Source organism: Deinococcus metallilatus, assembly GCF_004758605.1.
Classification (GTDB): Bacteria; Deinococcota; Deinococci; order Deinococcales; family Deinococcaceae; genus Deinococcus; species Deinococcus metallilatus.
The window spans coordinates 755787-769245 of the sequence record NZ_CP038510.1 but is presented as its reverse complement, the minus strand read 5'-3'; the positions used below and the strand labels follow the sequence as shown (position 1 = coordinate 769245).

Sequence of the window (13459 nt, the reverse complement as noted above, 5' to 3'; positions counted from 1 at the left end):
CAATCCGCCCCGTGCGATGCTGGGGACATGATCGCCCTTGTCGCGCAAGCCACGCCGCCTCGCTCCAGGTGGCCGTGAAGCTCGCCACCTGGAATGTCAATTCGCTGGGGGTCCGTCTGCCGCAGGTGCTGGCCTGGCTGGAGGCGCACCGGCCGGACGTGCTCGCCCTTCAGGAAACCAAGATGGTGGACGAGCGGTTTCCGGTGCAGGCCCTGGCCGAGCTGGGCTATACCGCTGCCTACGCCGGGCAGAAGACGTACAACGGGGTGGCGATCCTGGCACGGGGGCCGCTGGAGGCGGTGCGGGTGGGCATTCCGGGCCTGGAAGACGAGCAGCGGCGGGTGGTGGCGGCCACCCTGGGCGGCGTGCGCGTGATCTGCCTGTACGTTCCCAACGGGCAGGCGGTCGGCTCCGAGAAATACCGCTACAAGCTGGCGTGGCTGGACGCCGCCCGGGCCTGGCTGGAGGCCGAACTCGCGGCGCACGAGCGGCTGGTGGTGATGGGAGATTTCAACGTCGCCCCCGAGGACCGCGATGTTCACGACCCGCGCCGTTGGGCGGGCCAGGTCCTCGTGAGTGCGCCCGAGCGCGCCGCGTTCCGGACCCTGCTCGACCTCGGCCTGCGGGACGCCTTCCGGCTGTTCGAGCAGCCCGGGCAGGTCTACAGTTGGTGGAACTACGGGGCGCTGGCCTTCCGGCGGAACTGGGGCCTGCGGATCGACCATCTGCTGGTTTCCCCGGCGCTGGCGGCCAAATGCCGCGCCTGCTGGGTGGACCGGGCACCCCGCGCCCACGAGCGTCCCTCCGACCACGCGCCGGTCGTGGCCGAGTTCGGGAGCTGACCTGGCAGGAGGCCGTCCGAAAGACCAGAATCAGGCCTGTCCGGCTCTCCTGGCGTTTTCGACCCTTCCGGCACTCCACGGAGGCTTCCCGATGACCACTCCCCGCGTTCCCGCTCCCACTGCCCCCGGGCCCCGGGGTGCGCCCCTGGTCGGCAATGCGTCCGATCTCAAGCGGGACCTCTACGGTGCCCTGCGCCGCGACTTTGGCCGCTACGGCGACATCGTCCGTTACCGGCTCGGGCCGCGCACCGTTCACCTGCTCTCGCATCCCGACCTCGCGCAGCAGGTGCTGGTCAATCACGCCGCCCAGCACCCCAAGATTCCCGCGGGCAATGGCCTCGGCCTGCTGCTGGGGCAGGGCCTGGTGACCAACGACGACCATTCCTCCTGGCTGAGTCAGCGCCGGATGATGCAGCCGGTCTTTCACCGCCAGCGGATCGCCGGAATGGCGGACGAGATGGCCCGGGCCGGGAGCCGGATGCTGGAACGCTGGCGCGTGCGCTACCGCCCGGGCGACACCGTGGACGTGGCCGACGAGATGATGCGCGTGACCCTCGACATCATCAACCGCACGATGTTCGGCGCGGACCTCGGACTGGAAGCGGCCCGCATCGGCCCCGCCATCGAGGAGGGCACCCGCTTCGTCAACGCCCGGTCCCAGAGTGCGGTGCGGCTCCCCATGAACTGGCCCCTCCCCGCGCAACGGCGATTCCGCGCAGCCAAGGGGATGCTCGACGGCGTGGTCGCCCGCATCATCCGTGAGCGGCGCGCGGCCGGGCGGGGGCGCGGCGACCTGCTCGACATGCTCATGGAGGCCCAGGACGCCGATACGGGCGAGCGCATGACCGATCGGCAACTCCACGACGAGGTCATCACCATCTTCGGCGCGGGGCACGAAACCACCGCGAACGCGCTCTCGTGGGCCTGGTTCCTGCTCGCGCGGCATCCCCGGGTTCTCGCGCGCCTTCAGGCCGAAGTGGACACGGTGCTCGGGGACCGTGAACCCGGCCTGGAGGACCTGGCGCGGCTCCCGTACGCCGGGCAGGTCTTTCAGGAGACGTTGCGGCTGTATCCCCCCGCCCCGGTCGTGTCGCCGCGCCTGGTGCTTCAGGACACCGTCCTCGGCGGCTACGCCATTCCCGCCGGTTCCAGCCTGCTGATCAGCATCGCCAACATCCACCGCCATCCCGACTTCTGGGAGAACCCAGGCGACTTCGACCCGGACCGCTGGGCCCCCGGACGCGCCGCGAAGCGTCACCGCCTGGCCTACCTGCCCTTTGGGGCGGGGCCGCGCCTGTGCATCGGCAACAACTTCGCGCTGATGGAAGGCCCGTTGCTGCTCGCCCTGACCGCCCGGCAGGCCGAATTCCGCCTCCAGCCCGGACAGGCGGTGATCCCCGAGCAGGCCGTCACCCTGCGGCCCCGGGGCGGCCTCCCCATGACCTTCCACCCGCGCCGCTGAGGCCAGAGCCCTGACGGAAAGCTCCAACCGCCCTAGACGACTCCCCGGGACACCTGGGCCAGCACGCCCACAATGGCCCCAACCCCTTCAGTTGTGAAAAAGTTCATGCTGCGACGGTGCTCACCGCATGAAGGTCGTGGCCTGCGCGGGAAGGGGAAGGCCACTTGTCTTTTCAGGGAGTCCTATGTCCGAAGTGAAGTGCTCCTGGGTCCCGGGCACGCTCGATACGCTCCACGTGGTCATCGGTGAACGGACGGCGCGGCTGAAGGTCGTCCAGTTGCGCCAGTTGTTCGGGATACAGGCGCTCAACGCCATCTATCTCCAAGGCTACTATCAGACCGTAGCCGATCAGGACATCATCGAACGCATCCTCGCGGCTTGAGGACCGGGTGGGGCCTCCGCCTCAGTGGTCGATGGGGCGCTGTTCTTTCGGCAGGCTCAGGTGGGACTTGTCCACGCCCTCGGTCGCGGGCTGGGTTCCGGGCGGTTCCTGCGCCAGCTCGCGCATCTCGCGGTCGGCGGCCTGGGAAACCTCGGGGGTCCACTGGCCATGCTGCGTCGGGGTGCCCGGTTCCTCCGCCGGGGTCTGCTCTTGGTCCTTCCTCTCACTCATGCGGCACCTCACCCGGTATTGAACGCGCCGGAGCACCAGCGTTGGCAAGAATCCTGCCGCTTCTGTGGGGGAAAAGCTTAGGACTTTTCCGGTGGCCGGATGTTTCCTGACTGGGCGGCGGGCTTTCAGCCGGGCCGCTCGGGTTTGCCGCGCTTCTCGGCATACAGCCGTTCGTCGGCCAGGCGGAACAGCGCGCCGATGCTCTCCGCCTCGGCGGCCAGGGCCGTGCCGACGCTGACGCTGGCTTCCGGGAAGCCTATCGTCTGCACCGCCGTGATCGCCCCCCTGATTCCGGTGGAGATGGCCTGCACGCGCTCGGCGGTCCCCAGGACGGCGTATTCGTCCCCGCCCAGCCGGAAGGCGACCTCCTGTGGCCCCAGCTCCGCCTGAAGGGCCTGACCGAACTGTCTGAGCAGGCGGTCCCCCGCGACGTGGCCGCGCGTGTCGTTGATCATCTTCAGCCGGTCCAGGTCCAGCAGCACCACGGCCAGCACCGCCCGTTCCTGGCTCCAGCCCTGATCGAGCGCCAGGTCGAAGGCCCGGCGGTTGGGCAGCCCGGTGAGCGTGTCCATGAACGCCGAGCGGTGCAGTTCGAGCACGACCTGGTCGGCGTACCGCAGGAGCCAGGCGAAGTACCAGCCCAGCACCAGGGTCAGCAGGGCATTCCAGATAACGCCCGCGAGCTGGGGACGCTCGAAGGGGAGGTTCAGGGCACCCAGCAGCAGGGCATATCCCAGAAAGACCACCACGCCCGGGAAGTCGAACCGCACCGCGAGTGCCACGGCGGGCAGAATCAGGGCGGCGCTGTAGCCCGCCAGGTCCGGCGAGAGGGTCCAGCCTGTGCCGTGCCGCTGGGCCAGCCAGAGCGCGACCGGAGGGAGGGCCGCGAAGAAGAGCCCCACGCCCCAGCCGGGCCGCAGGCGGTCCAGGCTCATGCTGAACAGGACGACCAGGGCATACAGGGCGTGCGGCACCAGGGCCGCGAAGTCCCGCGCGAGCAGGTGCAGCAGCAGGCTGATCAGGAAGAGCAGCCAGACGGCCCGCCAACCGTGACGCTGAAGTTGCGCCCGGGGGGTCAGCGGGACCGGGAAGGCTTGACGGATGATGCTTTTACCATACCTGTTTGCGCGCCTGCTCGCTTGCTGGAGCATGAAGGCCCTTTCCTGTCCCGCATCATCCGGTCACCGGTGAGGCAAGGGAACCCCGGGACCTGCCCCGTCCCTTGTGGAATGCTGGGCGGCACATCATGAACCCTTTCGCTTTCGCGTGTATCGCCCCACACGGCTCGGAACTTCTGGAGGCGCTGGCGGGGCCCGACCCGGCCCGGATGGCCCTCACCCGGGGCAGCTTGCATACGCTGGGGGAGCGGATGCGCGCCGCTGCTCCTGGCGCGCTCGTGGTGCTCACCCCGCACGGCACCCGCGCCGAGGGTCAGTTCACGGTGGCGGACAGCGAGCGTCTGCGCGGCACGGTGGAGGACCACGGCGCGGCCGTCACGCTGGAGCGCCGCGTGGACCGGCCCCTCGCGCGGGCCATTGCCGCAGAGGCGCTGGCGGACGGTCTGCCCGTCGCCGTGCTGAACTTCGGGACCAGCGAGGGGCCTCTGTCGTGCCTGCCCCTCGACTGGGGCGCACTGATCCCGCTGCACTTCATGCCCGACGTGCCCGTCGTCGTGATCAATCCGCCGCGCGGCCCGGACTTCACGCCGCACCTGCGCTTCGGACAGGCCCTGGCCAGGGCGGTGGCCGCCTCCGGACAGCGAGTCGGCTTGATCGCCAGTTGCGACTGGTCGCATACCCACGACAAGGACGGCCCCTACGGGTATCACCCTGCCGCCGCCCATCTCGACGCACAGGTGGCGGACTGTATCCGGCGCGGCGACCTGGAGAGCCTGGCCTCGCTTGACCCGCGGCTCGTCGAGGACGCCAAGCCCGACGGTCTGTGGCAGACGCTGGTGTTGGCAGGAGCCATCCCCTCTCCGGCACGCCGGGTGCAGCTTCTCTCTTACGAAGCGCCCACGTACTTCGGCCTTCTGTGCGCGGGCTTTTCTACCTGTCCCGAGGCGTGAGCGGCAAGCCTCCGGCTCAGGAGCCTTCCTCCACCGGCCCCTCGGGCGTGAAGAGCGACTTGTTGTCGGCGGGCGGCGGTTCGTCGTCCGTCAGGTCCAGGGGCTTGCCCGCGTCCTCACCCACGGCCTCGATCCGCAGGGCGTAGCTGGGGGCGAGGCCGTCCAGATGATCCCCCCGGACCGTCCAGTAGATGTCGCCGCGCACCTGGTTGTGGGCGTACCGCTTGGCGTCCAGCAGATCGGGAAAGTCGCGCTGGAAGTGCTCCACCGCCGCATTGCTCTGCTCCTCGATGGTCAGGCGATAAGGCATGGCTGCTCCTTTCCCCCGCATCATTTCCTGCGCGGGGCCGCCGGGTATGTGCGGCTCCTCCCCTGATCTTTAGGGTGGTCCCACCGAAGGGAAGGGCGGGCTCTTCCAGATACCCCCGTGACCAACGGCAGGCAGACCGCGTATGATGAGGCCCGTATGAAATTTTGGCTCCTTTCTGCGGCGCTGCTGGGTTCTGTCGCCAGTGCTGCGCCCCTGACCGTGACCATCCTCCACAGTGACGACCTGCACGGGCACCTCGACCCGGTCAAGGTCGGCCAGGGCACCTACGGCGGCTACGCCCGCCAGACGGCGCTGGTCCGCAAGTACGCGGCGCAGGACCCCAATCCGCTGGTGCTCTCGGGTGGCGATACCTTCCAGGGCACGCTGTTCTACAACGTCTACCAGGGCCTGGCCGACGTGCTGTTCATGAACCTCCAGGGCTATCAGGCGATGGCGGTCGGCAACCACGAGTTCGACAACGGCCCCGAGGCGCTGGCCCGCTTCGCACAGAAGGCCCAGTTCCCGCTGCTGGCCGCCAACCTCGACGTGAGCCAGGAAGCCCGCCTGAAGGACCTGATCAAGCCGTACGCGGTCCTGAACGTGGCGGGGCAGAAGGTGGGCGTAATCGGCGCGGTCACCCCCGACCTGCCCCTGATCAGCTCCCCCGGCGACAACGTGAAGATGCTGGAACTGATGCAGAGCCTGCGCGGCAGCGTGCAGGCCCTCCAGGCCCAGGGCATCAACAAGATCATCCTGCTCTCGCACCTGGGATACCCGCTGGAACAGGAAGTCGCGAAGACCGTGCCCGGCATCGACGTGATCGTGGGCGGCCACAGCCACACCCTGCTGGGCACCTTCGACAACAAGGACTTCCCGCCCTCCGAAGGTCCCTACCCCACCGTCGTGCAGAACCCCGACGGCAACAAGACGCTGCTGGTCGCCGCCTGGGAGTGGGGCAAGGTGCTGGGCCGTATCCGGGTCACCTTCAACGACGCCGGGGCTGTCGAGAGCTATGAGGGCAATCCCATCGTGGTGTCCGCCGATCTGCCCGAGGATCCCACCGCCAAGCGCATGATCGAGACGCTCAGCGTGCCGATTGCCAGCCTGCGGGCCCAGGTGATCGGCAACACCACCCAGGGCCTCAACGGCAACCGCGAGATCGTCCGCAAGCGCGAGAGCACGATGGCGAACGTGCTGGCCGACGCGGCGCTGGAAGCCGGGCAGAAGGCCGGGGCGGTCATCGCCTTTGTGAACGGCGGCGGCGTGCGCGCCAGCATCAACCCCGGTCCCATCACCTTCGAGGAAGCGATCACGGTGCAGCCCTTCGGGAATACCCTGACGGTCCTCGACCTGACCGGCGCGGAGATCAAGCAGGCGCTGGAGCACGGCGTCGCCACCTGGAGCGAGGGCAAGGGCCAGTTCCTGCATGTCAGCAAGGGCATGAGCTACACCTTCGACCTCTCCAAACCCGCCGGGAGCCGCGTCACCGCCGTCACGCTGAACGGCCAGCCCCTCGACGACAGCAAGACCTACACAGTCGCCATGAACACCTTCACGGCGACGGGCGGAGACGGCTTCGACGTGTTCAAGAACACCAAGGGCCGCCGCCTCGACACCGGCACCCTCGACATCGACATCCTGGTCAACTACTTCAGGGCCCATCCCACCGTCGATGCTCAGCCCGAGGGCCGCATCGTGATCGTCAACGAGCCGAAGTAACCCGGGGAGGTGAATAAATTTGGGGTGGCGGGTATGTCCTGCCACCCCATGTCAGTGTTGTTGCGCGGGGGCCATTCACCGCCCAGAAGCCGCCTCCCCGCTCAGGGCCGCTGCTTGGGAGGCAGGGCCGCCGTGGAGAACCAGAAGTTCTCGAAGGATTTGATGACCTCCACGAACTCGCTGATGGTGACGGGCTTGGGGATGTAGGCGTTGGCGTGCAGGTTGTAGCTGCGCCAGATGTCACTCTCGGCCCGCGAGGTGGTCAGCACCACGACCGGGATATTCCGCAGGGCGACGTCGGCCTTGAGCACGTCCAGCAGTTCCAGGCCGCTCATGCGGGGCATGTTCAGGTCGAGCAGGATCACGTCGGGGGTGGGGCTGCCCGCGTGACGGGCTTCATGCCGCAGGAACTCCAGGGCCTCGACGCCGTCCTTGGCGATGTGGAGGTGGTGGGGGAAATGCGCCTCGGCGAAGGCTTCCTCGGTGAGCATGATGTCGGCGGGATTGTCCTCGACGAGCAGGATCTGGATGGCTTTCATGGCTGGGGAGTCTCCTGGGGGCGGGCGGGGTGAAGGTGTAGGCGACCGCGAGGCTGCTGCCGGGAATTCTTCCATATCGTGCAGACGCTGGAAAACCCCGAGGTGGTGCCCGCAGGCGTGAGCGGTTCCGGCCTGAGCGCGAGGGAACCGCTCACGGGGACGCGCCCCGCCTCAGTGCGTGCCCACCAACGGCGCCTGCTGCTCCTCCGGTGAGGAACGGTCGGTCTGGAGGACCACACGGTTGCGCCCCTCGTCCTTGGCGCGGTACAGCGCCGCGTCGGCGCGGGCGGTCCAGCGGGGCAGGTCGTCGCCGGGGAGGCAGGGCGCCACACCGAAACTGGCGGTCACCTGGCCCACTCCGGGAAAGGTGTGGGCCGCCAGCCGCGTCCGCAGCCGCTCCGCGATGTCCTGTCCCTGGGAGGCGCTCACGCCGGGCAGGGTGATCAGGAATTCCTCGCCGCCCCAGCGGCCCAGGTGGTCGGTGTCCCGCAGCGCGGCGCGGATCAGGCCCCCCCCCCGGATCAGCACCTCGTCGCCCGCGTTGTGGCCGTGCGTGTCGTTGATGCGCTTGAAGTGGTCGAGGTCGAACAGGATCAGGCAGCCCACTGTGCCCCGCCCGCCCTCCTCCAGCAGCCGCTCGATGACCGGGTAGAGGGCGCGGCGGTTGGGGAGTTGCGTGAGGGGATCGGTGTTGGCGAGTTGCTCCAGCGTCAGGCGCTGGCCGCGCTCCACCAGGAAGCGTTCGCGGTACCACGCCAGGCTGTAGAGCAGCACCAGGATGGCCCCGCAGGTGAGCTGCACGCGCGCCAGTTCCGGCTGGGCGCCCAGCCCCTCGCCCCGGCTGACCAGCGCCGCCCAGGGCAGCACCACGCCCAGCCCATAGAAGGCCGCCGAGAGCCACAGCGCCTGCCGCGTGCTGAACATCAGGTAACTCAGGATCGAGACGGCGACCAGCATCCAGTACGCGCCGCTCGCCAGGCCGAGCACCTGATTATCGCGGGTCAGGAGCGACAAAAAGAGCTGGGCCAGCACCGCGACCGAGTTGACGATGAAGACCACCCGCTCCGCGACCAGCAGGGACCGGCGCTGTAGCAGCCAGACCACCGCCCAGAGGCACTGCAACAGCAGCACCGGATGCCCGTACAGCACGTAGGGATCGGGGGTCGGACGCCGGGTCTGCAAGACCCACGTCGCCACCAGGATGACGCTCCCCAGCCCCAGCGCCCAGAAGTACACCTGCCGCCGCAGGCCCTCCACTCGTGACAGCGCGTCCGGTACCGTCTCCGGCAGGCGGGGACGGGACTGACGACGGTCAGGGCGGTTCATGGATTTGCCCCGCGGACACCCGTGACTTCAGTCATGGGAGGAGCGGGGCGCAGCCCGCAGGGCTGCCTCAACGCCGATGCTGCTCGATCTGGTTTTTTCACCAGCATAAAATCTTCCTATGAGAGTCACGATCAGCGCCAAGCTGAAGCTGCGCCACACGCCGGAACAAAAGGCGATGCTGGACGCGGTGAGCCTGGCCTACCGTGACGCTCTGAACTTCGCCTCCAAAGAGGCATTCAAGCTGGACAAAACGTCCTCGGCCCCGAAGATTCACAAAGCGGCTTACGAGACGCTGCGGGAACGCTTTGGGCTGGGGGCGCAGCTTGCCTGCACCGTTGAGAGACAAGTCGCGGCCACCTACAAAGCGCAGTGGACGAAGCTGAAGCAGAACCTCAGCGCCCGCGAAAAAGGCTTCACCAAACGCCGCTACAAGGGGCTGGATTCTGCGCCCAAGTTCGTCTCCCGCACGCTGGAGTACCAGTATGGCCGCGACTACTCGTGGAAGAAGGATGGCCGGGTCAGCATTTCCACGCTTCGGGGCCGCACGGTGCTGGAGTTCGACGGCTACCAGAAGCACCTTGACGCAATCGCGGCGGGGTGCGAGATGGGGGCTGCCAAGCTCTACTACCAGAAGTCGAAGAAACAGTATTACCTCATCGTCGCCCTGAACCTTGAGCTTCCCGACCCTCGGCCAACCGATCACAAGAACGTTGTTGGTGTGGACGTGGGTCAGAGATATCACTTCGTCGCCACCGACCAGGACGGGCGTAGCCTGTTTGAGAAGGGGGCGGCCACTCGCCAGCGAAAAGACCAGTTCACTCGTACACGGAAATCCCTCCAGCGCAAAGGCACCCGATCTGCCACGCGGCGACTCGTCGCCCTGAGCAGTCGGGAAAGACGGTTCGTCGCTGATCGCAACCACGTTCTGAGTCAGATGCTCCTGACCCGCTTCCCAGGCTCGATCTTTGGCCTGGAAGACCTCACCAACATCCGCGAACGCACCGAGGGGCGACGCAGCCCGAAGGCCAGCAAAAAGGCCAAGCGGGCCAAGCGCCACCGCTCTCAGTGGTCTTTTGCGGAACTCCAAACGATGCTGGCGTACAAGGCCCCGCTGCATGTCGCTCTGGCCGTGCGGGTAGATGCCAACTACACCAGTCAGTGCTGCCCCCGATGTGGACACTGTTCCAAGGCGAACAGGCCGAACGCGGGACTGGAGTTTGTTTGTGAGGTCTGTGGTGATCAGGGTCACGCGGATCGGGTGGCGAGTGTGAATATCGGTTTGAGAACGATGCTTGTCCGGCAAGACTGGATGAGTACGGGTGCCTTATCAATGCGCCCTGATGTGTCGGACAACGAAGCCAAAGCTGCACGCCTTTCGAGGTATACGGAATTGCGGTGGAGTCCAGACGCAAACCCGCGACTTTAGTCGTGGGTCATTGATGGATTTGATGAGAGTAACAAAAGATCAGGCTGGAGAAGCGTAAATATTCCATAACAGAGCTGACTAGACGAGGTTCAACCTTTCCGACCATATGCCGGGAAGCGTGAAGAAATCCTCTAACCCGGGGGGGAAGATCGCACTCCCCGCCTGTCCGGGCCTGGCTATCGTGCAGCGATGACGAGCGGGAGGGGAAGTGTGGCGGCGTGGCCGGGCGAGGGGCGGGCAGGGCAAGGGGCGGTATCGCCGCTCTTTCGGTCGTTCTTCCAGGGCGGCTTCGAGTGTTCCTCCCACCGTCGGCCTTCCGGGAGGCGGGTGGACGTGATCGATGCGACGGGCCACGACCGCTTCGCCACGCAGGACTATGCCCGCCTGGCGGCGGCAGGGATGCAGACGGCACGCGACGGGCTGCGCTGGCACCGCATCGAGGAGCGGCCGGGCGTGTACGAGTTCGGCTCGCTGGAGCGGCAGGTGCGGGCCGCGCGGGCGGCGGGCGTCCAGGTGGTGTGGGACCTGCTGCACTACGGCACGCCCGATCACGTGGACCTGTTCGCCCCGGACTTCCCGGATGTGTTCGCCCGCTTTGCCCGCGCGGCGGCGCTCGCCCTCGCGCCCGAGACGGAGGGACCGCTGTGGCTCTGCCCGGTGAACGAGATCTCCTTCCTGTCCTGGGGTGGGGGCGAGGTCGGGTACCTCAACCCCTTCGTGCGGGGGCAGGGGGGAGTTCTCAAGGCGCAACTGGTCCGTGCGGTGATCCGGGCGATGGACGCGGTGCGCGAGGTCTGCCCGCAGGCCCGTTTTCTCCACGCCGAGCCGCTGCTGAACATCATGGCCCATCCCGGGCAGCCCACTGAGGCCGAGGCCGCCCGGCGCGAGCACGAGGCGCAGTTCGAGGCGCTGGACATGCTGGCGGGCCGCCTACGGCCGGAACTGGGCGGGGCCGAGCGGTACCTGGACGTGATCGGCCTGAACTTCTACCCCTACAACCAGTGGTGGCACCACGACCAACCCGAGAGCCGCGAGCTCGTGCCGTACGGCCACCCCGCCTACCGCCCGCTGCGCGACCTGCTGGCCGCCGTCCACGCCCGGTACGGCCGCCCGCTGCTGCTGGCCGAAACCGGCACCGAGGACGAGGAGCGCCCCGCCTGGTTCCGGATGGTGGCCCGCGAGACGCTGGCGGCCCAGGCGGCAAGCGTGCCCGTTCACGGCGTCTGCCTCTACCCCGTGGTCAACCATCCCGGCTGGGATGACGACCGCCACTGCCACAACGGTCTGTGGGATTACCCGGACGTGCGCGGCCACCGCGAGGTCTACCGGCCACTGCTGGAGGAGGTGCAGGCGGCCCGCGCGCTGCTGGAACGCCTGGAACCGGGCCAGCCTCTCCCTGGGGCGACCGCGCCCATCCCCGTTTCCTCCATACTCTGAGGGGTATCCCCGTGCCGCTCTGGTGTGGCCTCACCCGCAAAGGAGTCCCGTTTGACCACCTCCAGCCAGATCGCCAGCCCCTATGACCGTTTCCTCGCGCCGCGTCTGGAAGCGCGGGTGCCGGGCTTTGGGCGTTACCGCGACGAACTGGATGACTTCCACACCTGGGTCCTGACCGAGGTGGACGCGCAGGCGAACGCCACCGACCGGGACGCGCCGCCCCGCCTGGAAACCTACGACCGGGAGGGGCAGGTCGTGAACCGCATCGTGCTAAACGCCCCCTACGAGGCCCAGCACCGCGAGGTGTACCGGCGCGGGATCGTCGGGCGGCCCTACCGCGAGGGCGCGCCGCACCTGCTGAGTTTCGCCCTGGGCTACCTGCTCTCGCAGGCGGACATCAGCCTGCACTGCCCGGTCACGCTGACCGGGGCGGTCGCCTACGTGCTGGGCCACCACGCGCCCGCGGCCCTGCGCGAGCGGTACCTCCCCGACGTGGCCCGCATGGACGGGCACGCGAAGACGGGGGGCACCTGGGCCACCGAGCTGCACGGCGGCAGTGACGTGGGCGCGACCACCACCGAGGCCCGGCCCCAGGGCGAGCATTACACGCTGCACGGCCTGAAGTGGTTCACCAGCAATGCGAACAGCGGCCTCGCCCTCGCTACGGCCCGGCCGACCGGCGCGCCCCCCGGCTCGGCGGGCCTGGGCCTGTATCTGGTGCCCAGCCATCTGGAAGACGGTCGGGTCAACCATTACCGGGTGCGCCGCCTGAAGGACAAGCTGGGGACCCGGGGCCTCCCCACCGGCGAAATCGACCTGCTCGGCGCGCACGCCGTCGAGGTCGCGCCTCCCCCGGAAGGCTTCCGGCTGATGATGGAGGCCCTCACCTACAGCCGCGTCCACAACGCGGTGGGGGCGGCGGGGGCACAGCGCCGGGCGCTCAGCGAGGCGCTGGCTTGGGCGACGCGGCGACGCGCCTTCGGGCACGCCATCGTGCGGTACCCGATGGTGCAGGCCACGCTGGTCGAGCAGCAGGTGCGCTGGCGGGCGGGCACCCTGCTCGCCTTCGAGGCGGCCCTGGCGCTCGACGAGGCCCTGCACGACCCGGCACGGAGGACCTGGCTGCGCCTCAGCACCGCGCTGGCCAAGTACCTCACCGCCGAGGAGGCAGTCAGCGCGGCGCGGGGCACGCTGGAACTGATCGGCGGGAACGGCTATACCAGCGACTACCCCGCCGCCCGCCTGCTGCGCGACGCCCAGGTCCTCACCGTCTGGGAAGGCCCCGCGAACGTGCAGGCCCTGGAACTGCTGCGCCTGCTCGCCCCCCGCTACGGCGGCTTCGAGGTCTACGAGGCGCGCGTGCAGGCCATTCTGGCGGCCCTGCACGAATCCCTGGATGACCTGCGCATGTCCCTGACCGCCCGCCTGGCCGGGGACCGGCAGGCCCTCGCGGTGACGACTGCCAGCCCCGAGCAGGGGCAACGGTACGCCCGGCAACTCCTGCACCGCCTCGCCACCAGTCTCGCCTTCGCCCTGCTCACAGAGGACGCCGCCCGCGAGGAAGGCCGCGGTGATCCCACCTCGGCGGCAGCGGCCCGTGTCTACCAGGAGTTGCTCACGCCCCCCGCCTTCGGGGAGGAGAACTGGACAGCCCGGCAGCTTCTTCTGGACGATCTGATGCGGGAGGTCCCGGGGGCGGACTGACCGGTCTTTGTGG

The 13459-nt window shown here is 68.4% G+C and carries 13 protein-coding genes; 8 read left to right on the top strand and 5 right to left on the bottom strand.

The genetic code is table 11. The annotated features are described in order from the left end of the window. Positions 1-74: 74 nt before the first annotated feature. From xth to E5F05_RS03425, 3 genes are all read left to right on the top strand, one after another. Positions 75-842: an exodeoxyribonuclease III gene (gene xth, locus E5F05_RS03435; RefSeq protein ID WP_138223642.1), complete on the top strand. Its 768-nt coding sequence runs from the start codon at positions 75-77 to the stop codon at positions 840-842. A gap of 91 nt (positions 843-933) precedes the next feature. After that, a complete protein-coding gene (locus E5F05_RS03430) occupies positions 934-2304 on the top strand; it encodes a cytochrome P450 (protein WP_138223641.1) in 1371 nt (456 codons plus the stop codon). 184 nt (positions 2305-2488) lie between these two features. Further along, a complete protein-coding gene (locus E5F05_RS03425) occupies positions 2489-2686 on the top strand; it encodes a hypothetical protein (protein ID WP_138223640.1) in 198 nt (65 codons plus the stop codon). 21 nt (positions 2687-2707) lie between these two features. Here the strand turns inward: E5F05_RS03425 and E5F05_RS03420 are convergent, their stop codons facing one another. Together E5F05_RS03420 and E5F05_RS03415 are read right to left on the bottom strand one after the other, a co-directional pair. Then, the gene (locus tag E5F05_RS03420) at positions 2708-2917 is read right to left on the bottom strand and encodes a hypothetical protein (protein WP_138223639.1); all 210 of its coding nucleotides are present in this window, start codon (positions 2915-2917) and stop codon (positions 2708-2710) included. Positions 2918-3042: 125 nt separating this feature from the next. After that, a complete protein-coding gene (locus E5F05_RS03415; RefSeq protein ID WP_138223638.1) occupies positions 3043-4068 on the bottom strand; it encodes a GGDEF domain-containing protein in 1026 nt (341 codons plus the stop codon). 95 nt (positions 4069-4163) lie between these two features. Here E5F05_RS03415 and E5F05_RS03410 point away from each other — a divergent pair, with 95 nt between their 5' ends. Further along, positions 4164-4985 (top strand): DODA-type extradiol aromatic ring-opening family dioxygenase, encoded by an 822-nt coding sequence (locus tag E5F05_RS03410; protein ID WP_138223637.1) that lies wholly within the window; start codon positions 4164-4166, stop codon positions 4983-4985. Positions 4986-5001: 16 nt separating this feature from the next. On the opposite strand, the gene E5F05_RS03405 is transcribed toward E5F05_RS03410, so the two are convergent. Continuing rightward, positions 5002-5295 (bottom strand): hypothetical protein, encoded by a 294-nt coding sequence (locus tag E5F05_RS03405; RefSeq protein ID WP_138223636.1) that lies wholly within the window; start codon positions 5293-5295, stop codon positions 5002-5004. 156 nt (positions 5296-5451) lie between these two features. On the opposite strand from E5F05_RS03405, the gene E5F05_RS03400 reads away from it, so the two are divergent. Continuing rightward, positions 5452-7014, top strand: a complete 1563-nt coding sequence (locus tag E5F05_RS03400) for a bifunctional metallophosphatase/5'-nucleotidase (protein ID WP_138223635.1) — start codon at positions 5452-5454, stop codon at positions 7012-7014. A gap of 101 nt (positions 7015-7115) precedes the next feature. Here the strand turns inward: E5F05_RS03400 and E5F05_RS03395 are convergent, their stop codons facing one another. Both E5F05_RS03395 and E5F05_RS03390 read right to left on the bottom strand, forming a co-directional pair. Then, a complete protein-coding gene (locus tag E5F05_RS03395) occupies positions 7116-7553 on the bottom strand; it encodes a response regulator (RefSeq protein WP_138223634.1) in 438 nt (145 codons plus the stop codon). 171 nt (positions 7554-7724) lie between these two features. Further along, entirely contained in the window at positions 7725-8879 is a 1155-nt protein-coding gene (locus E5F05_RS03390; RefSeq protein ID WP_138223633.1) for a GGDEF domain-containing protein, read from the bottom strand. A gap of 118 nt (positions 8880-8997) precedes the next feature. Here E5F05_RS03390 and E5F05_RS03385 point away from each other — a divergent pair, with 118 nt between their 5' ends. From E5F05_RS03385 to E5F05_RS03375, 3 genes are all read left to right on the top strand, one after another. Further along, entirely contained in the window at positions 8998-10305 is a 1308-nt protein-coding gene (locus E5F05_RS03385) for an RNA-guided endonuclease InsQ/TnpB family protein (RefSeq protein WP_138223632.1), read from the top strand. A gap of 333 nt (positions 10306-10638) precedes the next feature. Beyond that, positions 10639-11742, top strand: coding sequence for a beta-glucosidase (locus tag E5F05_RS03380; protein ID WP_184117675.1), 1104 nt, complete (start codon positions 10639-10641; stop codon positions 11740-11742). A 51-nt stretch (positions 11743-11793) separates the two neighbouring features. Beyond that, positions 11794-13446, top strand: a complete 1653-nt coding sequence (locus E5F05_RS03375; protein ID WP_138223631.1) for an acyl-CoA dehydrogenase family protein — start codon at positions 11794-11796, stop codon at positions 13444-13446. Positions 13447-13459 lie beyond the last annotated feature (13 nt).